This window comes from Exiguobacterium marinum DSM 16307, from assembly GCF_000620845.1.
GTDB lineage: Bacteria > Bacillota > Bacilli > Exiguobacteriales > Exiguobacteriaceae > Exiguobacterium > Exiguobacterium marinum.
The window spans coordinates 2182712-2208434 of sequence record NZ_KK211189.1 but is presented as its reverse complement, the minus strand read 5'-3'; the positions used below and the strand labels follow the sequence as shown (position 1 = coordinate 2208434).

The 25723-nt window shown below is 46.4% G+C and carries 25 protein-coding genes; 17 read left to right on the top strand and 8 right to left on the bottom strand.

Annotation, left to right across the window (positions count from 1 at the left end; translation table 11 throughout):
• Window positions 1-125 precede the first annotated feature (125 nt).
• The 3 genes from P400_RS0111690 to P400_RS0111680 all read left to right on the top strand — a co-directional run bounded on the left by P400_RS0111690 (window position 126) and on the right by P400_RS0111680 (window position 3353).
• On the top strand, window positions 126-1514 hold the full coding sequence (locus P400_RS0111690) for a cytochrome ubiquinol oxidase subunit I (protein WP_026826378.1): 1389 nt from the start codon (window positions 126-128) through the stop codon (window positions 1512-1514).
• A gap of 14 nt (window positions 1515-1528) precedes the next feature.
• Window positions 1529-2560 carry a cytochrome d ubiquinol oxidase subunit II gene (locus P400_RS0111685; protein ID WP_026826377.1) on the top strand — a complete coding sequence of 344 codons (1032 nt, stop codon included), beginning with the start codon at window positions 1529-1531 and terminating at the stop codon, window positions 2558-2560.
• 130 nt (window positions 2561-2690) lie between these two features.
• Window positions 2691-3353: a potassium channel family protein gene (locus tag P400_RS0111680; protein WP_026826376.1), complete on the top strand. Its 663-nt coding sequence runs from the start codon at window positions 2691-2693 to the stop codon at window positions 3351-3353.
• 78 nt (window positions 3354-3431) lie between these two features.
• Here P400_RS0111680 and P400_RS0111675 read toward each other — a convergent pair whose 3' ends face one another.
• The gene (locus P400_RS0111675; protein ID WP_200868284.1) at window positions 3432-4220 is read right to left on the bottom strand and encodes a Cof-type HAD-IIB family hydrolase; all 789 of its coding nucleotides are present in this window, start codon (window positions 4218-4220) and stop codon (window positions 3432-3434) included.
• 199 nt (window positions 4221-4419) lie between these two features.
• On the opposite strand from P400_RS0111675, the gene rnjA reads away from it, so the two are divergent.
• Window positions 4420-6087: a ribonuclease J1 gene (rnjA, locus tag P400_RS0111670; RefSeq protein WP_026826374.1), complete on the top strand. Its 1668-nt coding sequence runs from the start codon at window positions 4420-4422 to the stop codon at window positions 6085-6087.
• 62 nt (window positions 6088-6149) lie between these two features.
• Window positions 6150-7607, top strand: coding sequence for a phospholipase D family protein (locus P400_RS0111665; RefSeq protein WP_026826373.1), 1458 nt, complete (start codon window positions 6150-6152; stop codon window positions 7605-7607).
• 42 nt (window positions 7608-7649) lie between these two features.
• Here P400_RS0111665 and P400_RS0111660 read toward each other — a convergent pair whose 3' ends face one another.
• Window positions 7650-9275, bottom strand: a complete 1626-nt coding sequence (locus P400_RS0111660) for an alpha/beta hydrolase (RefSeq protein ID WP_026826372.1) — start codon at window positions 9273-9275, stop codon at window positions 7650-7652.
• A 1-nt stretch (window position 9276) separates the two neighbouring features.
• A complete protein-coding gene (gene def, locus P400_RS0111655) occupies window positions 9277-9816 on the bottom strand; it encodes a peptide deformylase (RefSeq protein WP_026826371.1) in 540 nt (179 codons plus the stop codon).
• Between the two features lie 331 nt (window positions 9817-10147).
• Here def and pdhA point away from each other — a divergent pair, with 331 nt between their 5' ends.
• From pdhA to lpdA, 4 genes are all read left to right on the top strand, one after another.
• Window positions 10148-11233, top strand: a complete 1086-nt coding sequence (pdhA, locus tag P400_RS0111650; protein ID WP_026826370.1) for a pyruvate dehydrogenase (acetyl-transferring) E1 component subunit alpha — start codon at window positions 10148-10150, stop codon at window positions 11231-11233.
• 3 nt (window positions 11234-11236) lie between these two features.
• On the top strand, window positions 11237-12214 hold the full coding sequence (locus tag P400_RS0111645; protein WP_026826369.1) for an alpha-ketoacid dehydrogenase subunit beta: 978 nt from the start codon (window positions 11237-11239) through the stop codon (window positions 12212-12214).
• Window positions 12215-12292: 78 nt separating this feature from the next.
• A complete protein-coding gene (locus tag P400_RS0111640) occupies window positions 12293-13585 on the top strand; it encodes a dihydrolipoamide acetyltransferase family protein (protein WP_026826368.1) in 1293 nt (430 codons plus the stop codon).
• Between the two features lie 4 nt (window positions 13586-13589).
• Window positions 13590-15002, top strand: a complete 1413-nt coding sequence (gene lpdA / locus P400_RS0111635) for a dihydrolipoyl dehydrogenase (protein WP_026826367.1) — start codon at window positions 13590-13592, stop codon at window positions 15000-15002.
• A gap of 19 nt (window positions 15003-15021) precedes the next feature.
• Here lpdA and aac(6') read toward each other — a convergent pair whose 3' ends face one another.
• Complete coding sequence (gene aac(6'), locus P400_RS0111630; RefSeq protein ID WP_026826366.1) at window positions 15022-15474, bottom strand: aminoglycoside 6'-N-acetyltransferase; 453 nt, start codon at window positions 15472-15474, stop codon at window positions 15022-15024.
• Window positions 15475-15553: 79 nt separating this feature from the next.
• On the opposite strand from aac(6'), the gene P400_RS0111625 reads away from it, so the two are divergent.
• Window positions 15554-15859 carry a DUF3055 domain-containing protein gene (locus P400_RS0111625; RefSeq protein ID WP_034771146.1) on the top strand — a complete coding sequence of 102 codons (306 nt, stop codon included), beginning with the start codon at window positions 15554-15556 and terminating at the stop codon, window positions 15857-15859.
• Window positions 15860-15978: 119 nt separating this feature from the next.
• On the opposite strand, the gene P400_RS0111620 is transcribed toward P400_RS0111625, so the two are convergent.
• A complete protein-coding gene (locus P400_RS0111620; protein ID WP_026826364.1) occupies window positions 15979-17460 on the bottom strand; it encodes an aminotransferase class I/II-fold pyridoxal phosphate-dependent enzyme in 1482 nt (493 codons plus the stop codon).
• Window positions 17461-17617: 157 nt separating this feature from the next.
• On the opposite strand from P400_RS0111620, the gene P400_RS0111615 reads away from it, so the two are divergent.
• The 3 genes from P400_RS0111615 to P400_RS0111605 all read left to right on the top strand — a co-directional run bounded on the left by P400_RS0111615 (window position 17618) and on the right by P400_RS0111605 (window position 19639).
• A complete protein-coding gene (locus tag P400_RS0111615; RefSeq protein WP_026826363.1) occupies window positions 17618-17884 on the top strand; it encodes a UPF0223 family protein in 267 nt (88 codons plus the stop codon).
• A gap of 236 nt (window positions 17885-18120) precedes the next feature.
• Window positions 18121-18309, top strand: coding sequence for a hypothetical protein (locus tag P400_RS0111610; protein WP_015881266.1), 189 nt, complete (start codon window positions 18121-18123; stop codon window positions 18307-18309).
• Between the two features lie 76 nt (window positions 18310-18385).
• A complete protein-coding gene (locus tag P400_RS0111605) occupies window positions 18386-19639 on the top strand; it encodes an inositol monophosphatase family protein (protein WP_026826362.1) in 1254 nt (417 codons plus the stop codon).
• A gap of 53 nt (window positions 19640-19692) precedes the next feature.
• On the opposite strand, the gene P400_RS0111600 is transcribed toward P400_RS0111605, so the two are convergent.
• Window positions 19693-19872: a DUF5325 family protein gene (locus P400_RS0111600; protein ID WP_026826361.1), complete on the bottom strand. Its 180-nt coding sequence runs from the start codon at window positions 19870-19872 to the stop codon at window positions 19693-19695.
• 163 nt (window positions 19873-20035) lie between these two features.
• Here P400_RS0111600 and typA point away from each other — a divergent pair, with 163 nt between their 5' ends.
• Both typA and P400_RS0111590 read left to right on the top strand, forming a co-directional pair.
• Entirely contained in the window at window positions 20036-21880 is a 1845-nt protein-coding gene (typA, locus tag P400_RS0111595; RefSeq protein WP_026826360.1) for a translational GTPase TypA, read from the top strand.
• Between the two features lie 85 nt (window positions 21881-21965).
• On the top strand, window positions 21966-22310 hold the full coding sequence (locus tag P400_RS0111590) for a YlaH-like family protein (protein WP_051545981.1): 345 nt from the start codon (window positions 21966-21968) through the stop codon (window positions 22308-22310).
• 36 nt (window positions 22311-22346) lie between these two features.
• Here the strand turns inward: P400_RS0111590 and P400_RS0111585 are convergent, their stop codons facing one another.
• Complete coding sequence (locus tag P400_RS0111585) at window positions 22347-22547, bottom strand: YlaI family protein (protein ID WP_026826358.1); 201 nt, start codon at window positions 22545-22547, stop codon at window positions 22347-22349.
• Window positions 22548-22662: 115 nt separating this feature from the next.
• Between P400_RS0111585 and P400_RS0111580 the strand changes: the two genes are divergently transcribed.
• Complete coding sequence (locus P400_RS0111580) at window positions 22663-23112, top strand: PNPOx family protein (protein WP_026826357.1); 450 nt, start codon at window positions 22663-22665, stop codon at window positions 23110-23112.
• Between the two features lie 33 nt (window positions 23113-23145).
• Complete coding sequence (locus P400_RS0111575) at window positions 23146-24462, top strand: PhoH family protein (RefSeq protein ID WP_026826356.1); 1317 nt, start codon at window positions 23146-23148, stop codon at window positions 24460-24462.
• A gap of 39 nt (window positions 24463-24501) precedes the next feature.
• On the opposite strand, the gene P400_RS0111570 is transcribed toward P400_RS0111575, so the two are convergent.
• The gene (locus P400_RS0111570; RefSeq protein WP_026826355.1) at window positions 24502-25674 is read right to left on the bottom strand and encodes a multidrug efflux MFS transporter; all 1173 of its coding nucleotides are present in this window, start codon (window positions 25672-25674) and stop codon (window positions 24502-24504) included.
• Window positions 25675-25723: the final 49 nt, after the last annotated feature.

The following is a 25723-nucleotide window of genomic DNA, read 5'->3' as shown; positions in this document are numbered from 1 at the left end:
CAAGCATTAGGACATTACAGCGCAATACAAAATCATTATGATGAAAGTATCGAAGGGTATTCATCTGTGATTGTCGCTTCATACATGTTTCGAAGCGATAGAGAGAGATAGGAGGTAATCAATAGATGTTTCAAGATCCTGTCCTGATGAGCCGGGCATTGACGGCACTCACATTAGGGTTTCATGTGATTTTTGCCACACTCGGCGTCGGGGTTCCACTTTTAATCTTATTGGCAGAATTTTTAGGGATTCGTAAAAAAGATCCGAAATACACGCTCATGGCTCGACGATGGTCACGTGGCTATGTCGTGACGGTAGCGGTCGGTGTTGTGACGGGTACGGCAATCGGTCTACAGCTTTCTCTATTATGGCCGAATTTGATGCGCGTCGCGGGTCAAACGATTGCGCTCCCGCTGTTCATGGAGACGTTCGCGTTCTTCTTTGAAGCGATTTTCCTCGGGATTTATTTGTACACGTGGGATCGCTTTAAAAATCCGTGGCACCACATGCTTCTCGGCATTCCGGTAGCGGTAGGTGCATTGTTCTCAGGATTTTTCATCACAACGGTAAACAGTTTTATGAACCAACCTGTAGGGTTTGATATTGTCGACGGTCGTTTGGCGAACGTTAGTCCCCTTGAGGCGATGTTCAGTCCGGCGATGCCGACGAAGATGGCTCATGTGCTGACGTCTGCGATTTTAACATCTGCGTTCATCCTAGCAGCGATCGCAGCCGTACAATTGTTGCGTCAACGTCGTAATCAACTCGACAAGATGTCGATCGAGTACCACAAAAAAGGTCTTCGTTTGACGATGACAGTCGCACTGATTTTTGCGATTGCGACAGCGCTTGTTGGTGATTTCTCAGGTAAATATTTGGCTCAATATCAACCGGATAAATTAGCGGCAGCAGAATGGCACTTTGAAACCTCCTCCGAGGCAGAATTGATTCTCGGTGGTTGGTTAGAAGATGACGGTGAAGGCGGATATGAAGTCCGAGGGGCTTTGAAGATTCCTTATGCACTTTCTATTCTCGCTGGTGGTGTCCCGAACTATGAGGTGACAGGTCTAGATGAATTCGTAAAAGAAGACCAGCCGCCGCTCTTTGTTCACTACTTGTTTGATGCGATGGTCGGAATCGGGATGCTTCTCGCGCTCATCTCTTTCCTATTCGTACTAGGGCGCTATATTAAGCGATTGAACCAGTTCAGTAAACCGATGCTCTTTGCGATTGCAGCCGGCGGACCGCTTGCGATGGCAGCGATTGAATTTGGATGGTTCTTCGCTGAGTTTGGTCGCCAACCTTGGGCGCTTTACGAGTTGATGCGCACGAGTGATGCAGCTACGACATCGGCAAATGTCGGTTGGATGCTTGTCGCTTTCGCGATCCTCTACGCGGTACTTGGAACAGTCACGGTAGTCGTTCTATCACGCCTGTTCAAAGAGAACCCAGTAGGGAAAGAACTAAAACAATCCGAACATCGTGGTGAAGCGATGTTTGCGGATGAAGTGTGATCGGAGGGTATGACATGCAAATTCAAGAATTAGGGATTGCCGTCTTATGGACGTTCTTGTACGGCTATCTCATCGTCGCATCGATTGACTTCGGTGCAGGATTCTTCGCCTTTTATAGCCGCTATACGAAACGCGACCATCTAGTGAACCGACTCGTCAAGCGGTATTTGTCCCCGACATGGGAAGTCACGAACGTATTTTTTGTCTTCTTCTTTGTCGGAATTGTTGGATTCTTCCCTGACACGGCTTACTATTATGGGACGGCGCTACTCGTTCCGGCATCTGTAGTTTTAATCTTGCTTGCGATTCGTGGTAGCTTTTATGCGTTTGCGAACTACGGGTCGAAAGAAAGTACGCTTTATGTATTCCTTTACGGGGCGACCGGGTTACTCATCCCAGCTTCGATGTCGACAGTATTGACGGTCAGTCAAGGTGGTTTTATCACCGAAACGGAAAATGGAGTCATCTTTGACGCGGCGAAGTTGTTTACCAACTTCTACTCGTGGACAGTCGTCATTTTAGCAATTGTCTCGGTTCTATATATTAGCGCCATGTTCCTTTTGTTCTATGCGGACAAAGCACGTGATCGAGATGCGGTCGAACTCGTCAGAAAATGGGCTCTCTTTTGGAGTGTACCGACGATTATTGCTTCAGGGCTTGTCTTCTTCGGCTTGAAGTCGCAGGCGGCTTGGCACTATGAAAGTATTCTAGGAGGAAACTGGTGGTGGTTCGCGATGAGCTTCCTCTTCTTCGTCATCGCCGTCTCCTTCGTTTATATGAAACGGAACTACGGTATTGCTTTCCTGATGGTTATGGGACAATTTTTCATGGCTTGGTTCGGATACGGATATTCGCACTTGCCGTATATCTTGTATCCGTACATCGATATCAATGGAAGTGTCGTCAACGAGTCGATGGCGGTGGCGCTCGTCATCGTATTCATCTTAGGATTGCTCCTTCTCGTTCCGGCGCTCTATCTCTTGCTTCGTTTGTTCTTGTTCGACAACGACTACGTACGAGGGAAACGCTCGAGTGGAAAAGCATAATGTCAAAGACGGGATTTCCTTTATTTGAAGGGAATCCCGTTTTGTTTTTTGTATAGAGTTTTGAAGTGGAATCAGTTAAACTGAACGAAGAATCAAGAAGAGAATATGTGTAGGAAAGGGATGTAGCATCATGACAGGTGAATTTGCAGTCATCGGATTAGGACGGTTTGGTGGGTCGATCGTCCGTGAATTGTCTTCAAACGGATACGACGTCCTCGCCATCGATTCCGATGAAGAACGCGTCAACGAGTTTATGGGGTTGGCCACTCATGCCGTTATTGCCGATACGACCGATGAGAACGTATTGAAAAGTTTGGGGATTCGTAACTTTGAACATGTCATTGTCGCAATCGGAGAAAACATTCAAGCTTCGATTTTGACGACGTTAATATTAAAAGAGCTCGGTGTACAAATCATCACGGTGAAAGCGACAAACGATTACCATGAAAAAGTCCTTCGTCGAATTGGGGCAGACAACATCGTCCACCCAGAACGCGATATGGGCGTTCGAATTGCAAATGGATTGATGAGCCAAAGTATTCTCGACTATCTTGAGTTATCGAATGAACACTCGATTGTTGAAATCAAAGCGTCTGATAAGTTGTCGAACAAATCTCTTATTGATTTGGACTTACGGGCGAAATACGGGGTGAACATTGTTGCCGTTCGTCGCGATGATGATGTCCTCATTTCTCCGCAGGCGGATGAAATGATTTTATCAGAAGATATTTTGATCATCATTGGTAAAGATACTGATCTAGATAGACTCGAGCGGACGTTACGTTCGAAATAAAAAAGACCTCTTGAGCGATACCGTGATTGTTGAATCGTTTGATCCAACTCGACGGTTTGACTCAAAAGAGGTCTTTTTTTAGATTAGCTTCATGGTCTTCAAACCGTGTTCGATACCATCTTCGAGGATTGATTTTGTCACAAAATCCGCAACGTCCTTCGCTTCAGAACGAGCATTGCCCATGGCGATACCTGTCCCTACATATTGGAGCATGGCTAGGTCATTCAAAGCATCTCCGAAGGCGTACGTATTTTCAACGCGGTAGCCGTTCGTTTCGATAAAGTGACGGATGCCATCGGCCTTACTTGCCCCTTTATTGATCACGTCCATCGCATGAGGGTGCCAACGAATGAAATCGAACTCCTGATAGGTACCGATATAGTGATGTTCATCTTCTGGCGTACAGTAGAGGAGTGTCTGGTACACATCCTCTTCCACGTGGAAGTTCGGTTCAAATCGAGGAATCGGCATGGCAAGCTCTCCGAGGGATTGATTGACAATGGTATCATTCGGTTTTGAGGCGCCTCCACTGTCCTGTCCTAAATAGACGAGGGTATGGTCATTTGATGTGGCGTGAGTCGTCAAACGGGTTAAGGCGTCTTTTGAGAGCGTGTTACGATACACGATTTCGCCTTGATGCACAACGATTTGACCGTTGTAACATACAAGGCTGTCAATCCCGACGCGTTCCGGGATGTCCGAGAGCATGGCTGGTCCTCGCCCCGTAGCGATAAATGTTTCGACACCGTTTGCCTGCAAAGCTTGAATTGCTGAAATCGTTGAAGGTGGAATATAACTTCCTTCATGTAAGAGCGTTCCGTCAATGTCGAAAAAAACAACTTTTTGGTCTTCCATTTGATTCACCATTCTTTCTCTTTGTCTAAAAATATGTTTTTCGAACCCACTAAAAGGATAACATGAATTAGGGAAACTACCACGAATATCACATCGTTAGTGAAATATTGGCATGATATGAGCTATAATGAAAAAAGAATCTTACGGGCATATTCGAGAATCACTTATGTTTCACATAGATGTATTAATAATTAAAGTAAGGAGAGATTAAATGAAGTTTGTTAAGAACCACCAAACAGCTGTGTTCGCATTAGGCGGACTAGGAGAAATCGGGAAGAACACATACGTTGTTCAATTCCAAGATGAAATCATCGTCATCGATGCGGGAATTATGTTCCCAGAGGATGACTTGCTTGGAATTGACTATGTGATTCCAGATTACTCGTACTTGATTAAAAATAAGGACAAAGTAAAAGGGGTATTTATCACGCACGGTCACGAAGACCATATCGGTGGGATTCCATTTTTACTAAAGCAAGTTCAGTTACCGATTTATGCGACAAAACTCGCCCTCGGTTTGATTAAAGTAAAACTAGAAGAGCACGGATTATTACGTGAAGCGGAGCTCCATGAAATTGATGAAGATGCAATCGTTAAATTCCGAAAAACGAGCATCTCGTTCTTCCGTACGACTCACTCGATTCCGAACTCACTCGGTGTCGTCGTGAAAACACCACAAGGGAATATCGTCCATACGGGTGACTTCAAGTTTGACTTCACTCCGGTCGGTGAACCAGCAGACCTCGCTAAGATGGCGGAAATCGGAAAAGAAGGTGTGCTCTGTCTTTTATCTGACTCTACCAATGCGGAAGTCGAAGGTTTCACGATGAGTGAAAGTGTTGTCGGAGGTACCATTAGCGAGACGTTCCGTAAGGCAGACGGTCGTATCATCTTTGCAACGTTTGCATCAAACATCTATCGATTACAACAAGTGGTCGATGCGTGTGCCGAGACTGGACGCCATCTGATGATTTTTGGTCGCTCGATGGAAAAAGTCATGACGATCGGACAAGAGCTCGGTTTCATCAACGTTCCGAAAGGGATGATCATTGAGACGAATCAAATGCGTCATTACGACCCGAATGAGATTGCGATCCTTTGTACCGGCTCACAAGGTGAACCGATGGCCGCGCTCAGTCGCATCGCAAACGGGACACACCGTCAAGTGTCGATTATTCCTGGAGATACGGTCATCTTCTCATCTTCTCCGATTCCTGGTAACGCCATTTCCGTCGGGAAGACGATTGATCAGTTGTATAAAGCAGGGGCGGACGTTGTCTATGGGAAGTTGACGAACATTCATACATCAGGACACGGTTCGCAACAAGAACAGTTGTTGATGATTCGTCTTCTCAATCCAAAATTCTTTATGCCGATTCACGGTGAATATCGGATGTTGAAGAAACATGCGGAACTTGCTGAATCCGTTGGCATCCCGAAAGAGAACAGCTTCGTCATGGATAACGGGGAAGTGCTCGCCGTCGATGCCGATTCGGCTGCTGTCACCGGTAAAATTTCTGCGAACGCTGTTTATATTGATGGAAATGGAATTGGCGACATCGGGAATATCGTATTAAGAGACCGACGCATCTTGTCTGAAGATGGACTCGTTGTCGTCGTCATCAGTATCGACGGCAAGACACGTAAACTCGTGTCAGGACCAGATATCATCTCACGAGGATTTGTCTATATGCGTGAATCAGGTAGCTTGATTCGTGATGGTGAACGTCTGTTGAAGAAAACGGTCGAGCAAGGATTGTCAAATAAGCAGATGAAGTGGTCGGAGATGAAGCAACTTGTGTCTGAGACGCTCACACCATATTTGGCACAAAAGACGCGGAGACACCCGATGGTTCTACCGATTATTATGGAAGTATGATTTCAACGGGCTGTAGAAAACTACAGCCTGTTTTTTTTCACCGCAATTAAGGAGGGGAAAGTATGGCTAATAAGACTGGGAAAAAGAAGTGGTGGAAGTGGGGGACGGCAATCATTGCGGTCATTTTTCTCATCACGCTCGTATATCATCAAATCAAACCATTACCGGAAGGGGTGTCACGTCAGTCCGAACCGTATATGATTTCGGATGACCAAATCGATTTTCTACATGATCTGACATATCAGGGTGAGGATACAGAAATTGTCGAGCAAGAAATCTTTAATGAAGTGGAACGAGCCATTCGAGAGGCGAAAGATTATATCGTCATGGACTTCTTCTTATTTAATCCTTATTCGAACGAAGATCGGCAATATCCAGATATTACTTCAAGACTCTCTTCCGCGTTGCTTGAACAAATGGAACGCTATCCAGACTTGAAAGTCGTCTTCATCACAGATGAAATTAATACAACATACAACGGTCACGTGTCAGACCATTTCGACGTACTAGAGGAAGCAGGGGCAGAAGTCGTTTACACGAATCTTGACGAACTTCGTGACCCGAATATTTTATACTCCTCGTTTTACCGGATGGCGATTCAATGGTTCGGAAATAGTCAGGACGGTTGGTTACCGAATCCGATGGCCTCATCTGCTCCGGACATTACTGTTCGTGCGTATTTGAGGCTGTTAAACATCAAAGCGAACCACCGGAAGGTCATGGTCACTGAAAATGAAGGGTTCGTGTTATCTGCGAATCCGCATGACGCCAGTGGGTATCATTCAAACGTCGGTGTCCATCTAAAAGGACCGATTTTAAAAGAAATCATTGAAGGCGAGCAAGCGGTTGCGACGTTCTCGAAAGGGGATGCACGACGCTTCCCGGATGACGAGGCGTTGTCTAGCATTGAGAGCGAACCGTCTGAGGCGACAATGAAAATTCGTTATGTCACGGAAGGGAAGATTCAAGAGTCGGTGCTCGACGCGATGAATGGAGCGGACGACGGAGATACCGTTTGGATCGGAATGTTCTACCTGGCTGATCGGAATATCATCCAGGCAATCGAGGACGCCGCGGGACGAGGTGTGACCGTTCATTTGATTCTCGACCCAAACACGAATGCGTTTGGTCGTTCAAAGTCGGGATTACCGAACTTACCGGTGACAGCCGAACTAAATACCGTCAACCCGGAACGAATCGAGATTCGCTGGTATGACGTTGGCAAAGAGCAGTATCACCCGAAAATTCTATATGTCGATGGAGATGAGAAAACGGTCGTATTAGGCTCTGGGAATTATACGACCCGAAATATGAATGACTATAACTTAGAGGCAGATGTCGAAGTGAAGGGGGAAGGGGATACAGCATTCTTTGATGAAGTGGACGGGTATTTTAATCGTTTGTGGAATAACGAGAACGGGACATATACGGTAGCATATGACGAAATACAAACAGACATTCCACTCGGTAAGTACGCAATCTATTGGCTTCAAAAAGTCACGTGGACGATGACATATTGAAAAAAACAGCTATCCTCAGTCAAAGGGATAGCTGTTTTAACGTTAATTCGTCTCAATGGGATTAAATTCATTCGTGTATTCGTACAAGAATTTCCCCGTCTCTTCCAATACATCGCTCTTTCGATGGAGCGAGAAGTGGTCATACGGGACGGTTTCGGTTTGAATATTATTCGTATACTCTTCTAGTAGCAGAGAACTGGATTTCTCGATAAGATTAAATTCGCCACCTCGTCCGGAAAATGAGAGTACTTGTACGGAGCGTGGCCATGTCTCAAGTTTTGATTGGAATGCTTGCAACCCATCCGAGTTAGGTGATAAGTCACGGATAGCGGGACTACCTGTATTGATTCCGAAATTACTTGCAGATAGTCCGAAGTTCGCAAGTCGTGTGCCGCCGAACGGACTATCAAACGTGACGAACTTATCCACGATGTAAGTCTCTTGATTCAGGATATAGTTGGCAGCAGCAACACCACCCATACTGTGACCGATAATATACATGCGATCAAACGAACGATTTCTTGTTTTTTTATACGTTTCGATGGCAGCGTTAAACCACTTCGTCTGGTTGTTTAAAGAAGCCTCCGCATCTTCGAATTCGATTCGGACAATAGGGCGATTCGAACTATAATCATAAATTTCACAATCGGCTTTTCCTTTTACAGTAACAGTGCAGAGTGCGCCATCAGTCGCTTGACCACTCTGTTCCATAGCTTGAGAGAAGCGGAGGAAGGTCCGATCTGTACCGAGTAGACCATGCACTGCAAAAGTAGGGATGAATTCATTCGTTTGTGAAGCTTGACGAACCGCCTCAGATTGTCGCTCGTTCGCTAACTCTTGTCGGAATGTGACAATGATGAGCGATAGCGATAGCGAGACAATTAAAAGTCCTAGCAGTCGTGAACGAATCGAGGTCTTTCTCGGATTGCCAACATTTCGACGATATTTACGCCAAATAAAATAGGATAAGATTACCGCCGCAATGAGTACGATGATCGTCACGATCCACGCTTTGATGTTTGGCACGTGGGCGACGAGCTTCAAATTGTTTTGGCGTCCTCCATATACTTGCCACTCAACATGTTTCATAGAACGGAGATCAAGACCGGTCCCGTCCTCGACAAACACGCCGGTCGGCACGTTCAAGTTGAAACGGATATCGGCTTGACGGATATACCGCTCAGCTAACTTTTTAGGAGACCCTGTCAGTTCAACTCCTGGTAAGTCGACTTGATCAAGTCGAAGGTCGAGGTTCGTCTGGAGGGTGTAAGAATCGAACCAGATACCCTCTCGCTGTTCGATGTCGAATCGAATGTCTGGAGGAACCAAAATTCCAGCTGGACCCGTTTTCCACTCTTCTTTAATCTGTTGCAACTCATCCACATTTTTAAATGTCTTCCTCAAAACCATTCCTTCATAGTCGTCGGTACTCGAGTAATCATCCGTTTCATACCCGTTATCCTCAGCCTGTTCTTTCCATGTATCCCAATCGAGTCTGAGATTGAGCAACTTCATGACCGGATGTTCCCGAAAGGCGTATGTCGTTTCGAGAGAAACGGACTGGTCATAATGAACAGTCGCATCATAATTGATTCGCACACATCCCCCGATTAAAAGAAATAAAAATGGGAATAGTAACAACAGTGCCCTTTTTCTCGAGCTAAACATGTTAAATCGGTTCGCCGTAAGTTTCTAACGGGTTCGCTGTATTGATGCGGTCATAAAACAAAATTCCGTCCAAATGGTCGAGCTCGTGCTGACAGACGATGGCGCGCATTCCGCGTAAGCGAAGCTTAATCGGCTTCCCGTCTCGGTCGAACCCTTCTAATGTGATTCGACGAAAACGAGGTACATTTCCTTTGACCACGCGGTCTACCGATAAGCAGCCTTCCCCACCATTTAAAAATGTTTGTTCGACGGAATGGCTCGTGATTTTAGGGTTGAAGATGGAGAGTTTGAATGTCTCTTCCTCTTCTTGAAGCAGTATCGTGAAGAAACGACGGTTCACGCCGAGTTGTGGAGCAGCGATTCCGACACCGCCCCGCAGCTCATATTTTTCGCTCATTTCTGGATCTTGACTATTGACGAGGAACGTCTCCATCTCGTCGAGTAATGCCAAATCTTCTTCTTTTGGCGGAATCGGTACTTCAGTTGAGCGAGCGCGAAGCCGTTCATCTCCCTCGCGAATCACATCTTTCATTGTTAACATACACAACTTCCTTTCTATCAAACGTATACGTTTAATTATATCATATTTAAACAGGAAGTAATGTGGATGGTACAGAAGGTGAAATGAAAATAATACAGCGGTAAAAAAGACGTAATATCCCTTCAATGTAAGCGGTTTATTTTAGTGAGCATATTTTTTGCGTTATTGTAACAACCCGTTTTATACTAACAAGGAAACGGCAGGATAGAATAACTTTCCTGAATCACGTTAATACAGATTGCTTTTTTGGACAGATACACGTAAGATTTGAGATAGTGTTTGATCACAAAAAAGACAATTGTCTCATAGTTGAAAGGATGAGGTGAAACGAATGAACAACGTTCAGGTACTTCAAAACGTGGAAGAAAATTTCCAAACGTTCCGTATTCTCGACGAGAAGGGTGAGGTCGTCAACCAAGACGCAATGCCTGACTTAACGGACGAGCAACTTCAGGAGCTCATGCGCCGCATGGTCTATACTCGAATCTGGGACCAACGCGCCATCTCACTTAACCGTCAAGGACGCCTAGGATTCTACGCGCCAGTGGCAGGTCAAGAAGCGACGATGATCGGGACGCAATATGCGCTCGACAAAGAGGACTGGATTCTTCCAGGATACCGTGATATTCCACAACTCGTATTCCACGGACTTCCGCTCTATCAAGCATTCTTGTTCTCACGTGGACACGTGGCAGGAAACCGCATCCCTGAAGGTGTCAACGTATTGATGCCGCAAATCATCATCGGTGCACAAATCGTTCAAACTGCGGGTGTGGCAATGGGTCTCAAACGCAACGGCAACAAAAATGTCGCCATTACTTACACCGGTGACGGCGGATCATCACAAGGTGACTTCTACGAAGGATTGAACTTTGCAGGTGCATTCAAATCACCAGCAATCTTTGTCGTTCAAAACAACCGCTTCGCTATTTCGACGCCAGTTGAGAAGCAGACGGCAGCTAAGACGATCGCGCAAAAAGCTGTTGCAGCTGGAATCAACGGAATCCAAGTAGACGGAATGGACATTCTTGCAGTGCTTGCAGCGACACAACAAGCTCGTGTAGACGCACTCGAAGGAACACCTACACTCATCGAGTCACTCACATACCGTTACGGACCACATACGCTTGCTGGGGATGACCCAACACGTTACCGTACAAAAGAACTCGATACTGAGTATCAAGAAAAAGATCCACTTGTTCGTTTCCGTCTCTTCCTTGAGAACAAGAAACTTTGGAACGAGGATATGGAGAACGAAGTGATCGAGCAAGCGAAAGCAGATGTGAAAGAAGCAATCAGCCAAGCTGACAAAGAACCAAAACAAAAAGTTTCGGACTTCATCAACAACATGTATGAAGAACTTCCTTCAAACTTGAAAGAACAGCTTGAAGAATATACTGCAAAGGAGTCGAAGTAAGTTATGGCTCAAATGACAATGATCCAAGCGATTACTGATGCGATGCGCGTTGAAATGAAACGCGACGAGAAAGTACTTCTCTTTGGAGAAGACGTTGGTAAAAACGGTGGGGTATTCCGTGCGACGGAAGGTCTCCAAGACGAGCTCGGCGAAGACCGTGTCTTTGACACGCCACTCGCTGAATCAGGGATTGGTGGTCTTGCAATCGGTCTAGGCCTTACTGGATTCCGTCCAATCATGGAAGTTCAATTCTTCGGATTCGTATTCGAAGTTTTCGACTCAATCGCAGCTCAAATGGCACGTATGCGTTACCGTTCAGGCGGCGCTTACAGCCAACCAATCACAATCCGTTCACCATTCGGTGGTGGCGTTAAGACACCTGAGCTTCACGCGGACAGCCTTGAAGGTTTAATGGCTCAGTCACCAGGTCTAAAAGTCGTTATTCCATCAACTCCTTACGATGCAAAGGGTTTGTTGATCGCGTCAATCCGCGACAACGACCCGGTTGTGTTCCTCGAGCACATGAAATTGTATCGTTCATTCCGTGGCGAAGTGCCTGAAGGTGATTACACAATCGAACTCGGTAAAGCAGATGTGAAACGTGAAGGGACAGACGTTTCAATCATCACTTACGGTGCGATGGTTCACACTTCACTTAAAGCAGCGGAAGAGCTTGAAAAAGAAAACATCAACGTTGAAGTCATCGACCTCATGACAGTGAGCCCGCTTGATATTGAGACAATCGTAGAGTCTGTTAAGAAAACAGGTCGTGCGATCGTCGTTCAAGAAGCACAACGTCAAGCAGGAATCGCAGCAAACGTTGTAACTGAAATTCAAGAGCGCGCAATTCTTCACCTCGAAGCACCAGTTCTTCGAGTGACTGCACCAGACACAGTCTTCGCATTCGCACAAGGTGAAGACATGTGGTTGCCTGACCATAAAGATGTCGTTGCAAAAGTTAAAGAAGTTGTGAACTTCTAAGATCGTGTCGAATAAACGATGAGGGAGATTTGTCTCCCTTATCGTGTTTACATGATGAATTGATGGGAGGAAAAACCAGTGGCAGTATTTGAATTTAAATTACCAGATATCGGTGAAGGTATTCACGAAGGTGAAATCGTCAAGTGGTTCGTAAAAGCAGGGGATACGGTCAAAGAGGATGATGTTCTCTTGGAAGTACAAAACGACAAAGCAGTCGTTGAAATCCCGGCTCCAGTCGACGGTACAGTCAAAGAGGTTAAAGTTTCTGAAGGTACAGTTGCCGTAGTCGGTGACGTCCTCGTTACATTTGACATCGAAGGCGATGCACCAGCAGGAGAAGAAGAAGAGACTCCTGAACAACCGAAAGCAGAAGAGAAAACAGAAGACGTAAAAGAAGAAGTGAAAGAAGACGCGCCACGCGACGTTCAACTTCACAAATCTGAGCGTGTCATCGCAATGCCATCTGTCCGTAAATATGCACGTGAAAAAGGTGTCGATATCCGTGAAGTGAGCGGTTCTGGCGACAACGGTCGTGTCATGAAAGAAGACATCGATGCATTCGCGAACGGTGAAGCACCGTCTGCAGAAGCTACAACAGAAAAAACAGATTCTGTAGCACCGGCAGCAGCTGCGAAAACGGAAATCAAGCCTTACGAGTCAGCGACTCCAGAGCTTGAAACACGTGAGAAAATCCGTGGAATCCGTAAAGCTATCTCGAAAGCAATGGTTAACTCGAAACACACTGCACCACACGTTACACTCATGGACGAAGTCGACGTTACAAAACTCGTCGCACTCCGTAAAGACTTCAAACAAGTCGCGGCTGACCAAGGTGTGAAACTCACATACTTGCCATTCGTCGTGAAAGCATTGACTGCTGCAGCGAAAGCATTCCCAACAATCAACGCTTCGATCGATGACGTGAACGAAGAAATCGTTTACAAAAACTACTACAACATCGGGATCGCAGCTGACACAGACAACGGACTCGTTGTACCAGTCGTTAAAGATGCAGACCGTAAATCAATCTATTCACTTGCTACAAACATTAACGAACTTGCGGGTAAAGCTCGTGAAGGCAAGCTCGCTGGGGACGACATGAAAGGCGGATCAATCACAATCACAAACATCGGTTCAGCCGGTGGACAATGGTTCACGCCTGTCATCAACCACCCAGAAGTTGCGATTCTCGGTATCGGCCGGATCGCTGAGAAAGCTGTCGTGAAGAACGGTGAAATCGTTGCCGCGCCAGTCCTTGCACTTTCATTCAGCTTTGACCACCGCCTCATCGACGGTGCGACTGCACAAAACGCTCTTAACATGGTGAAACGCTTGCTCGAAGACCCAGCACTTCTAATGATGGAGGGATAAGAACATGGTAGTAGGAGAATTCGCACAAGAAACTGATTTGCTTGTCATCGGTGCCGGTCCTGGTGGATACGTTGCCGCAATCCGTGGCGCACAGCTCGGAATGAAAGTAACGATCGTTGAGAAAGGCAACTTCGGTGGTGTCTGCTTGAACGTAGGATGTATCCCGTCGAAAGCGTTAATCACAGCTGGACACAACTTCCAACACGCAAAAGGACACGATTCAATGGGGATCTCGTCTGACAACGTGTCAGTGGACTTCACAAAAGTTCAAGACTGGAAACAGTCAGTTGTTAACAAATTAACTGGCGGTGTCAAAGGTCTCCTTAAAGGAAACAAGATTGAAATCCTTCAAGGTGAAGCGTTCTTCGCTTCTGAAGACACAGTTCGTGTCATCACAGAAGATAGCTCGACTCCTTACAAATTCAAAAAAGCGATTATCGCGACTGGTTCTACACCAATCGAGATTCCATCGTTCAAATGGTCAAAACGCGTCCTTTCTTCAACTGGTGCATTGGCACTTCCTGAAGTACCGAAAAAACTCGTCGTTATCGGCGGTGGATACATCGGTATGGAGCTTGGAACTGCATACGCTAACTTCGATACAGAAGTCGTCGTTGTAGAAGGCGCTAGCGACATTTTGTCTGGTTTCGAACCACAAATGACGCAAATCGTTAAGAAGAAACTCAAACAAAAAGGAAACGTCACAATCCACACGAATGCACTTGCTAAAGGTGTTGAAGAAACGGAAGACGGCGTAACCGTTAAGTTTGAAGTAAACGGTGAAGAGCAATCTGTTGAAGCGGACTATGTCCTCGTCACAGTTGGTCGTCGTCCAAACACAGGCGATATCGGTCTTGAAAACGCGGAAGTGAAAATTAGCGACCGTGGCATCATTGAAATCGATGACCAGTGTAAAACATCGAACGAAAACATCTACGCAATCGGTGACATCGTTCCTGGACCACCACTTGCACACAAAGCTTCTTACGAAGCGAAGATTGCAGCAGAAGCAGCTGCAGGTAAGCCAGCTTACCTTGACTACTCTGCAATCCCTGCAGTCGTCTTCACTGATCCTGAACTCGCAACTGTCGGTTACACAGAACCACTCGCAAAAGAAGAAGGGCTCGAAATCACAGTTTCGAAATTCCCATTCGCAGCGAACGGTCGTGCACTCGCACTTGACGAGCCAGACGGCTTCATGAAGCTTATCACACGCAAAGAGGACGGTCTCTTGATCGGTGCTCAAATTGCGGGTACTGGCGCATCAGATATGATTGCTGAGCTTGGTCTTGCAATTGAAGCTGGTATGACTGCTGAAGATATCGCGCTTACAATCCACGCTCACCCATCACTCGGTGAGATGGCAATGGAAGCTGCTGAAATCGCAATGGGGATGCCAATCCACGTTGTAAAATAATAGCGGCAATGAACCTCTCTCACGAATCGTGAGAGAGGTTTTTTATATAGGTGACGATGCGTTCGACTTCCTTGAATCCAATTTTTTTGTGAAACTGTTGGCTGTCTTTATTTTCAAGTTCGGTATCCGAAGCCAGTTCGATACACCCGTTACGTGTGGCAAAGGTAGAGGCAGCCTCAACCAAATGCGATGCAACACTTTGATGTCGTGCTGATTCGATGACATAGACACCTTCCACGTAGGCAGTCGGGGATGCAGACGAACCGGGCACATAATCATACCGGAAACTGAGTTGACAGAAACCGATGGCTCCTCCCGTGTCGGAGGATGCGATGAAATAATGCATCTTCTTTGAAGTGAGACCGAGCTTGACCTCCATCTGGAGTTCGTCAATCGGTGCGTCAGGCCATAACTGATGCATCAATTGAACGAGTGCGGTTTGATCTGATTGTGAGGCATATGCAATTTTCATGTCGAACGCTCCTTTGTTTAGGTTTCATACTCATAGTATAAAGGAAAATACTTGTGAAGAGAGAAGGGAGGGAATCCTGATGGCATTCGATGAGGAGTTATTATATACCGTATCCGAGACGAGTCGCGTAAGATTCACTGGAATCGAAACAGAAGCTGCACGTTATGATTTTGGGTTTGTGTACACTCATCAGTTTATGGGAAAAGTGTTGGTCGTATGTATGCAAACCGGACAATCGGCCCTTCTCGATCAACATGCGCTAGAAGAGCCGCGCCAATTATATCCGATGCTAGGTATCAACTTGAATGATACGGCGCACGTCGCTGAATTTTTACGGGTTTGTTTAGCTGAAAAAATAAAAGAATCAGAGGAAATTGATACTTGAAAAAATGTAAGCGTTTTCTTATAATAGGTAACAGGGGAAGCAATTCGATCATCTACAGCCACCTTTTCTGAGATGACATAAAAAATGAGCCGGTCGTAATGACCGGCTCATTTTTTTGTTTAACGAATCGCTTTTGTTTGTTGGATGACTTTAATCATTTGGAGCGACTCGTCTTCGAGACCTTGAACCGGTAGTCCTGCTTCGATGTTGGCCATGATATAGTCGAGCGTCGACGTTGTGATCAATTCACCTGGGATGATAATCGGAATCCCTGGAGGGTACACCATGATGAATTCCGCTGAAATGCGTCCGACCGCGTTCTCGAGAGGGATCGTCTCCGTTTCTTCATAAAATGCGTCGCGTGGACTAAGCGCGAGTGGCGGGATTTCCGGGAGCATGATGGATAACGATTCATTTCCGGACTTCTGATAAACGGATACAACGTCACGCATCGCATCGATCAATGCCTGGATTGTCGACTCATCATCTGCTGATGTGACAATGAAGAGAACATTCAGTAAATCCGACATTTCCACTTCGATGCGGTGTTTTTCTCGGAGGTACTTCTCGACTTCAAATCCTGTTACACCGAGTTCACGTACCGATACGAGCACTTTTGTCTCGTCGAGTGCGTAAGTCGATTCAGAATGAAGCTCGGCATGCCCGTATACAGACAAGTTGGGCATATGACTGATGGCCGTACGGGCCGTTCTAGCGAGATCTAATGCCCGTTCGTTCATCTCATGCCCTTTTGTCGCGAGTTGTCGACGTGCAGCATCGAGAGAAGCAAGGAGCAAGTAAGACGTTGAGGTCGTTGTAATCATTGAAAGCATCGCATGGATCCGTTCCGGTGAAACGAGACCACGACGTACGTTCAAAATGGAGCTTCCAGTCATCGAGCCCCCAAGTTTGTGTACGCTCGTAGCGGCCACATCAGCTCCAGCTTGCATAGCTGAAAGAGGAAGTTCATTGTGGAACGGGAGATGAACCCCATGTGCCTCATCGACGAGAACAGGAACATCTTGCGCATGGGCGACGGAAACGATGCGTTCTAAGTCACCGGCGACACCGAAATAAGTCGGGTTGATGACGAGCACAGCTTTTGTATCAGGGTGAAGTTCGAGAGCACGTTCTACCGCGCTAGCTGTGATTCCATGCGCAATACCGTACGTCTCATCGAATTCTGGATGGATGAAGACCGGGTGTGCTCCGGTGAGGACAAGAGCAGACATGACCGATTTGTGGACGTTACGCGGCACGATGATTTTCTCATTCGGACCGACGACACCCATGATCATCGCCATGATTGCGCTCGAAGTTCCTTGTACAGAGAAAAAGGTCTCATCAGCACGGAACGCCTCTGCCGCTAAGCGTTCCGCTTCAGCGATTGCCGCTTTTGGATGATGGAGATCATCGAGTGGGGCGATGTTAATCAAATCGATTTTGAGGGCATTTTCGCCGATAAAGTCACGAAACTCCGGGTCCATCCCTTTCCCGCTTTTATGACCGGGAATGTGGAACGCTATCGGGTTCGAGTCGACATGTTCAAGCAACGTGTCAAATAGTGGCGTTTCGAGCTGAGTAGCACCTTTTAATTTCAATCGTAAATCCCCCTTGGAAACAGTTTATTTATATGATGAAAGATATCGTTACGTTATATGCTGATTTAAAAAAGAAGCAACAAAAAAACTATAGAGATTTCTAGCTCAACTTGCAATAGTTTTTTTTGTTGTTACAATGAGTGTCGAGGTGAACAATATGCAAATCAATTATCCAATCAATCCGGATTGGACGACAGACGAATTGATTGATGTCGTTGAGTTTTATAATGTCGTCGCACAGGCGAATGAAGGTGGAGTCGAGCGGGAAGTTTTCCTCGACGCATATCGGACCTTCAAACAAATCGTAACATCTAAGTCAGAGGAGAAACAACTGAACGCGGTTCACGACGAGCAGACGGGATATTCCACTTATCGTACCGTACAAGCGGCAATGAAGTCCTCGAATAAAAGAATCAAACTGTAAGTCTAAGTATGCCTGTGCAATTTGAGGCATACTTTTTTGTTATTTCTCTTTTAAATCGGGTACAGTTCTTTAACACTGATTCAGGTTTAAGGGGCTCAAAATTGGGAATATATCCAGTAAGATAAAAAATTCAAAATAGTCAGACAATTCTCTTTCTTTTTCAGATTTTATCTGATATACTCAATTCAACTCATTAAACCGTAACTTGTAGCCCAACAAAAGGAGTGTGGCATCTTATGAAACAAGTGATTGAGGCATTCAAAAGAAAAGACGCAGAAAAACGGATTCCGGTGCTGCGCTTAGAGATTGATTATGAATTGGCAACCCTCTTCGATGCGATGGCGTCACAAGATGATGCTACAGTTCAGGCTAGCAAGCATCGGTTAGAGAAGTACCGCCAAGAATTATTGCGTCTCGAAGCCTAACCATTACACACATTCAACCAGTATTCCGAGCGGATACTGGTTTTTGTTTGGTACAATACAGTTGAGGTGATCACAGATGATAGAATGGTTTGCAGTCGATTTAATCAAACAGGCGGGGGAGTTAATTCGTCGTGAGATAGATCAAAGTTATGAAGTGGAACGAAAGACCGGAAAGGGGGATTTGGTCACTGAAATTGACCGGGCGGTGGAACAGCTGATTGTTCGTCGTATTCAAGAAGCATTTCCACACCATCAAATCATGGGGGAAGAAGGGACGACAGACTCACCGGACACGTTAACAGGGACGGTATGGTTCGTTGACCCGATTGATGGGACGTTAAATTTCATTCATCAGAAACGAATGTTTGCGATTTCGGTTGCTATAATGATTGATGGAGCCGTGGAGTATGGATTCGTGTATGATGTGATGGCAGATGAGATGTTTATGGCTCGAAAAGGTTTTGGTGCGACGTTAAACGGTAGGATGTTGACGACTCTTCATGAACATCAAGTACGAGATGCTTTTTTAAGTATGAATGCCACGTGGGTTACGCCGAACCATCAAATCGCCCCGGAAATCCTCGCTCCGATTGTTCGGGACTCGATTGGGACACGGGCGCACGGGGCCGCGTCACTTGAACTTGCCTGGCTAGCTGCCGGGCGTGTTGACGGGTACATCACGATGCGTAATATGCCGTGGGACTATGCTGCTGGGAAGCTGCTCGTAGAAGAAGTAGGAGGGCGTGTCGTTTCTGTATACGGTGAACCGATTCAGTATGATAGCAAAACGTCCGTATTGGCAGGCAGCGAATCATTCGTGAACGATGTCATCAAACATTATGTCATCGCAAAAGGGGTGACAGCCGAAGCGAAGCCAGATCTTCACATCGTGGAGCAGGAGTCTTATGAAGAAGTCCGGGATCTCCTCGTGTTAGCGAATCCGAATGAAGCGATGGTCCTAAAACAATTTCAGGAAGGGCGTACGTTCAAAGCGTTACTCGGTGGTGAAATCGTGGGTGCATACATGTTAGTGTCACACGAGGTGGAACGGGTCGAACTCGTGAATATCGCAGTGAAGCCGGAACGCCAAAACCAAACAATCGGACAGCGAATGCTACAGGATGCAGTGAAGCGGGCATCATCGTTCGGCGGAAAAGAACTCCTCGTCTGTACGGGAAACTCTAGCATCATGCAACTTCGCTTTTATCAACAAGCCGGTTTCCGATTCGACTCGGTTGAACGGGATTACTTTATCAACCATGGATACGATGTGATTGAAGAAGATGGATTGCTCCTACGAGATCGCGTCTGTTTGACGCGTCCGATTTAACTTTTAATGAAGAAGGTGTAGCTTTGACTTGAGTCAAAGCTACACCTTTGTTTTCATGAAGATTGACGGTCTGAAAGAATGCGACGGCGTAACTGGATGCCAAAGAACGTTGCGACACCACTTAACACGAGACTACCTAAGATGATAGCGGTGCTCCCTTCGGCAACTCCGATGCCGACACCGACAAATCCAGCGACGACGGCTAAAGCAATCAATAAAAACATAAGCTGCATGGAGACTCCTCCTCATTTTCTGTTATCTTCCCTATTGTATGATAAAAAACAGGCAATGAAAACGTTCACAGTCGATTCCACTCGACAAAGGTACTGTGACGTGTGCTATACTCTTAAAGTTGAAGAAAAGTTGAAATTTTTTAAATAAGAGAGGAATAACTACATGAACGTAAGAACAAACCTTCGTAACGTAGCCATCATCGCTCACGTTGACCATGGTAAAACAACGTTAGTTGATGAATTATTGAAACAGTCTGGTACATTCCGGACGAACGAGGCAGTCGCAGAACGTGCGATGGACTCAAACGATATCGAGCGTGAGCGCGGAATCACAATTCTCGCGAAAAACACAGCAATCGATTATAAAGACACACGAATTAACATCGTCGATACTCCAGGCCACGCAGACTTTGGTGGCGAAGTTGAACGAATCATGCGTATGGTAGACGGCGTAATCCTTGTCGTCGACGCGCGTGAAGGTTGTATGCCACAAACTCGTTTCGTCTTGAAAAAAGCGCTCGACCAAGGACTTCGTCCAATTGTTGTCGTCAACAAAATTGATAAGCCTATGGTTCGTCCGCTTGATGTTGTCGACGAAGTCGTTGATCTCTTGATTGACCTTGGTGCAGATGAAGATCAACTTGAATTCCCTGTCGTCTACACATCGGCTGTCAGCGGTTCAAGTTCGTTCGATCCTGATCCAGAAAAACAAGAAGATACCATTACTCACGTGCTCGACACGATTCTTGAAAACACACCGGCTCCAATCGATAACTCGGATGAGCCGCTCCAATTCCAAGTCACAATGCTCGACTACGACAACTACCTCGGTCGAATCGGTGTAGGCCGCGTCTTCCGCGGGAAAATTAACGTCGGAGAACAAGTTTCACTTTGTAAGACGGATGGGTCAATCAAGCAACTTCGCGTCACAAAATTGTTTGGTTACTTCGGACTCAAACGCGTTGAAATCGAAGAGGCGAAAGCTGGAGATTTGATTGCAGTTGCCGGTATGGAAGACATCAACGTCGGAGAGACGGTCACACCGGTTGGGAAAGAGGATGCACTTCCGCTTCTTCGTATCGATGAACCGACACTTCAAATGCGTTTCATGACGAACAACTCACCGTTCGCAGGACGTGAAGGGGACTTTGTCACAGCGCGTAAAATCGAAGAGCGTCTCTTGAAGCAACTCGAGACAGACGTTTCACTTCGTGTCGAAGCGACTGACTCACCGGACCAATGGGTTGTATCTGGACGTGGAGAGCTTCACCTCGGAATTTTGATTGAAAACATGCGCCGTGAAGGATACGAACTCCAAGTATCTAAGCCGCAAGTCATCATTCGTGAAGACGAAGACGGTACGAAAGTTGAGCCATTCGAGCGCGTTCTCATCGATGTTCCAGAAGAGTATACAGGACCTGTCATGGAATCAATCGGTCTCCGTAAAGGGGAACTCGCGAACATGAACACGAACGACAATGGACAAACACGTATGGAATTCATCGTTCCTTCACGTGGTCTCATCGGCTATCGTAACGAGTTCTTGTCTGCGACACGCGGATATGGGATTTTGAACCACACGTTCGAAGAGTATCGTCCGTTCATTCAGGCTGACATCGGCGGTCGTCGCAGCGGTGTCATGGTTTGTATCGAGCCTGGTAAGTCTACAGCCTACTCAATCGGTGCCCTTGAAGACCGTGGAACGATCTTCATCGAGCCAGGTACGGATGTATATGAAGGGATGATTATCGGTGAATGTAACCGTGACGTCGACCTTGCCATCAACGCTGTTAAAGGGAAGCAGTTGACAAACATGCGTGCCTCGGCAAAAGACTCTACACAAGTCTTGAAACGTCCGCGCGTATTCTCGCTCGAAGAGTCGCTCACATTCTTGAACGATGACGAATATTGTGAAATCACGCCAGAGTCAATTCGTCTCCGTAAGAAAGTGTTGAACAAAAACGAACGCGAGAAAGCTGACAAGCGTCGTAAACTTGGTAAAGAATAAATGGTAAAAGGGAACGCTTCGGCGTTCCCTTTTATGTGGAATAGTGTAGAATGGATGTGTATGAAATAAAGGGGGACTTATTGTCTTGAAAGCTTCTCAAACAATTGATATCACACAGATTGACGTTCCGTGGATCGCCTCGATGTTAGGTGTCGGTAGCGACCAGAACGACTTTTCCGTCGGTTTTAATGCACTTGTCGTTGTTGTCATTTTACTGACGATTCTCGTTTTTAAACTTGGTTTTGCGAAACAGTTGGCGTGGTGGAAGTCACTCATTGTCTATATTCTTCTGTCACTTGGAGCAGGGACGATGGCACTCGTCTTTTTCACTTGGCCAATTCCGGAAGTCCTTACCGTTATGGCGATTGTGTTGGCCATCTATCGGGGACGCCTCTGGTGGAACCGTCGTCAAGATGCAGTTGAAGGATAAAAAATACGGGCGTCTCTTCGGAGGCGCCCGTTTGCATTACCAATTTCGTTTTTGACGAAATGTAGGATATAACTTAAATTGTCCAGATGCAGCGCGTTCGGTGGTTCGTTCGCTGATTCGCGCCTGACACTCTTGACACATATACGTTTTAGCCGGTTTATTGCGCAATCGTTTTGCTTCAAATGACCATGAATCGATCGTTTCGATTTTATCGCAAAGAGAACATTTTACACGCATTTTCTCACCTTCCTCTATAGGATGAGTATAGCATGATTTCATCCGTTGAAAGCAGGGAATTAAACCGGTAAGGGAGAATGGTACAACCATACCCGATTAAAAGGAGGGGAGTTGAATGGCGAGTAAGGCAACGTTTGAATTGACATCCGCGCAAGAACGTCTGTTAAATGACATGCCGTTAACATTTCTCGTCGGTTTTGATGAGGCGAAGCGTTGGCCAATAAGCCATGCCATCAGTTGGGTGCAAGCACTCGATGCTGTCACGATTCGACTTGCTTTGACCAAAAACTCACACATCGTCACCATCTTGACGACTGAAAAGACGGCAGGTCTCATCTTTATCGAAGATGGTCAATCTTATCACGTCTTGCTTTCATCCATCCAAGAATTTGAGCCATCGATCAAACCGAGCCTTCATCTTCGTTTTTTCGAAGGGCATGTTGAAGAAGTGAGGAACATCTCGTTTTATGGTGCATCCTACGCTCAGCCTGAAATCACAAAAACGTATGATATCCGTGCGGCGGAGAAGCTAGACCGTGAAGTGGGAGAAAGCCTTCATTCTTGACCACCATCCTATATTCGAGGGGCGGCAAAGTCTATGAAAAAAACGTATGTCTTAGATACGAACGTACTTCTACATGATCCGCTATCCTTATTTCAATTCGAAGAACATGATGTGGTCATTCCGGCCATCGTCTTAGAAGAGCTTGATGGTAAAAAACGAAACATGGATGAAGTTGGACGGAATGCTCGTGAAACGTCGCGTGTCTTGGACCAACTTCGGGCAACAGGTAAACTTCATGATGGCGTGCCACTTGAAAACGGGGGCCGTCTCTTTGTCGAGATTGGTCACGAGCATCAGGTCGATATTCCTTTTGACGTGATGACGAACGATAATCGGATTTTAGTCGTCGCGTTGAAACTAATGAAACAATATGAGGATGATGAAAATCGAAAAGTCGTCATCGTCTCAAAAGATATATTAGTCCGAGTGAAAGCAGATGCGATTGGAATCGATGCAGAAGATTATTTGACAGACCATATCGTGGATACAACTGACTTGTACGCTGGATACCGCGAAATTGAGGTCGACCAGTCACTCGTCGATGAATTTTATAAGGTTCGTCAACTACCAACATCCGCCTTTACCCAACAAGTCCTTTATCCGAACTCGTTTGTCGTCTTGAAAAGTAATGTCTCAAAGGCGAGTGTACTTGCGGTAGTCGATGCTCTTCAACCAATCATAAGACCATTGGCGCTCGACGCTGACCACATTTGGGGAATTCACCCGCGAAACGTCCAACAACGAATGGCACTCGACCTGTTGCTTCGAGATGATATTCCTTTCGTCACTTTACTTGGGAAAGCTGGTACCGGTAAGACGCTCCTTGCTCTAGCAGCAGGGCTCTCGCTTGTTGAAGATGAACAGCGTTACAATAAGCTGGTCGTCGCTCGCCCGGTCGTGCCGATGGGGAATGATATCGGCTACTTGCCAGGGGAAATGGAAGAAAAGCTTCGCCCATGGATGCAACCGATTTATGATAACCTGGAATTTTTATTTAATGCGAATTCAAAAGACGAGCTCGGGAATATATTAGCCGGTATGAAATCGATTCAGCTCGAAGCGCTCACCTATATTCGAGGTAGAAGCATGCCTGACCAGTTCATCATCATCGATGAGGCGCAGAACTTAACGAAGCACGAAATCAAAACAATTCTCACCCGAGTCGGGGAGAACTCAAAAATTGTACTCGTCGGTGACCCATACCAAATCGACCATCCGTACTTGGATGAATATTCGAACGGATTGACGTATGCGGTGGAACGGTTCAAAGGACAAAATGTCTTCGGGCATGTCCGGCTGGTGAAAGGGGAGCGTTCGTCGCTCGCAAGATTGGCTGCAGATTTACTATGACGGATGCACGACAAATAACGCCGAGCACCTTGCCCGGCGTTATTTTGTATCGAGTTGTAGCGACTGGACGTTCGTCCGTTCTAAGAAAGCGTTCGAGATCATGATTAGTCCCGTGATGATGAACAAGGCCGAAAAACCGAAATAGGCTACGATTTGAGAACCGAATAGCGGCCCGAGTAAATTCCCCATAAATTGAGCGGACTGGTTATACGAAAAGATTCGACCCGTCGCCGATACGGGAGTGTGTTGGCGTAAGAGTGACTGAACCGATGGCATCAAGGCGGCTGTCGCGAATCCAATTCCAAAGCGCAGTAAAATGAGTTGGGTCGTCGATGTGACGAATGCTTGCGGAATTAAGAAAACGCTATAGAGAAGCAGTGCCCAAAACAAGATACGTTCTGCCCCGTATCTGTCCGATAAGCGTCCGAGGCGCTGAGCTGAAAAGAGAGCGGCGAGTCCTGGGGCGGATGCGACGATACCTGCCATGAAAGCGAGCGAGGTCGTATGCGGGTTCAATTCACGTACATATAATGTCAAGAGCGGTCCGATGGATTGTGTCGAGAACTGAATAAGGAACGTTGTCACAAACAGTCCGACAATCAACTGAGGATGTCGCAGTGAAGCGAAAATGGACTTCATCGAAGCGAGCTCATCACGCTTCACGGGAACGAAATCTTCTTTGACGAACCAGAGCGTGATGAGAAATGTCAGGAAGAGTGCACTTCCGGTAAAGAGAAAAACGGATCGAAGCCCAATCCAGTCTGCGAGCAACCCGCCGATAAGCGGGCCTAAAAGACCTCCGGTGATGCCACCGGTTGACAGGGTACCAAGCGCCCAGCCACTTTTCTCTTTAGGGGTTTGGGAAGCGACCAAGGTGATACCGGCCGAGATAAATCCAGAGACGGCACCCATGAGTAAGCGCAACCCGACAAGTTGATAGACATCTTGGACGAAGCTGATGAGAAACATGACGACGGCCATACCGAGACTGGCCCGGATCAGCATCAGTTTTCTCCCTTTTCGGTCAGCTAATCGGCCCCACATTGGGGAGACGATTGCGGCAACGAGGAATGTCGCACCAAACGCAACAGCAGACCAGGTGACGACATGATCTGGGTCCTTCACACCGAGCTGTTCAATGAATAGTGGAAGAAATGGTAGAACAAGACTCATCGAAGCGGCAGTCAAGAAGCTACCGATCCAAACTACCATTAAATTTCGTTTCCATAAAGGAATCGTAAGCGTCACAACCTTTCATAGA

Excerpts from the sequence above, each read along its gene's own strand:
- rnjA (WP_026826374.1), top strand. The coding sequence starts at position 4,420 with ATGAAGTTTGTTAAGAACCACCAAACAGCTGTGTTCGCATTAGGCGGA.
- P400_RS0111570 (WP_026826355.1), bottom strand. The coding sequence starts at position 25,674 with ATGGTAGTTTGGATCGGTAGCTTCTTGACTGCCGCTTCGATGAGTCTT.
- P400_RS0111600 (WP_026826361.1), bottom strand. The coding sequence starts at position 19,872 with ATGCAGCTTATGTTTTTATTGATTGCTTTAGCCGTCGTCGCTGGATTT.
- P400_RS0111660 (WP_026826372.1), bottom strand. The coding sequence starts at position 9,275 with ATGTTTAGCTCGAGAAAAAGGGCACTGTTGTTACTATTCCCATTTTTA.
- P400_RS0111680 (WP_026826376.1), top strand. The coding sequence starts at position 2,691 with ATGACAGGTGAATTTGCAGTCATCGGATTAGGACGGTTTGGTGGGTCG.
- pdhA (WP_026826370.1), top strand. The coding sequence starts at position 10,148 with ATGAACAACGTTCAGGTACTTCAAAACGTGGAAGAAAATTTCCAAACG.
- P400_RS0111645 (WP_026826369.1), top strand. The coding sequence starts at position 11,237 with ATGGCTCAAATGACAATGATCCAAGCGATTACTGATGCGATGCGCGTT.
- P400_RS0111580 (WP_026826357.1), top strand. The coding sequence starts at position 22,663 with ATGGCGAGTAAGGCAACGTTTGAATTGACATCCGCGCAAGAACGTCTG.
- lpdA (WP_026826367.1), top strand. The coding sequence starts at position 13,590 with ATGGTAGTAGGAGAATTCGCACAAGAAACTGATTTGCTTGTCATCGGT.
- P400_RS0111610 (WP_015881266.1), top strand. The coding sequence starts at position 18,121 with ATGAAACAAGTGATTGAGGCATTCAAAAGAAAAGACGCAGAAAAACGG.
- P400_RS0111605 (WP_026826362.1), top strand. The coding sequence starts at position 18,386 with ATGATAGAATGGTTTGCAGTCGATTTAATCAAACAGGCGGGGGAGTTA.
- P400_RS0111615 (WP_026826363.1), top strand. The coding sequence starts at position 17,618 with ATGCAAATCAATTATCCAATCAATCCGGATTGGACGACAGACGAATTG.
- P400_RS0111585 (WP_026826358.1), bottom strand. The coding sequence starts at position 22,547 with ATGCGTGTAAAATGTTCTCTTTGCGATAAAATCGAAACGATCGATTCA.
- P400_RS0111685 (WP_026826377.1), top strand. The coding sequence starts at position 1,529 with ATGCAAATTCAAGAATTAGGGATTGCCGTCTTATGGACGTTCTTGTAC.
- def (WP_026826371.1), bottom strand. The coding sequence starts at position 9,816 with ATGTTAACAATGAAAGATGTGATTCGCGAGGGAGATGAACGGCTTCGC.
- typA (WP_026826360.1), top strand. The coding sequence starts at position 20,036 with ATGAACGTAAGAACAAACCTTCGTAACGTAGCCATCATCGCTCACGTT.
- P400_RS0111575 (WP_026826356.1), top strand. The coding sequence starts at position 23,146 with ATGAAAAAAACGTATGTCTTAGATACGAACGTACTTCTACATGATCCG.
- P400_RS0111675 (WP_200868284.1), bottom strand. The coding sequence starts at position 4,220 with ATGGTGAATCAAATGGAAGACCAAAAAGTTGTTTTTTTCGACATTGAC.
- P400_RS0111665 (WP_026826373.1), top strand. The coding sequence starts at position 6,150 with ATGGCTAATAAGACTGGGAAAAAGAAGTGGTGGAAGTGGGGGACGGCA.
- P400_RS0111625 (WP_034771146.1), top strand. The coding sequence starts at position 15,554 with ATGGCATTCGATGAGGAGTTATTATATACCGTATCCGAGACGAGTCGC.
- P400_RS0111690 (WP_026826378.1), top strand. The coding sequence starts at position 126 with ATGTTTCAAGATCCTGTCCTGATGAGCCGGGCATTGACGGCACTCACA.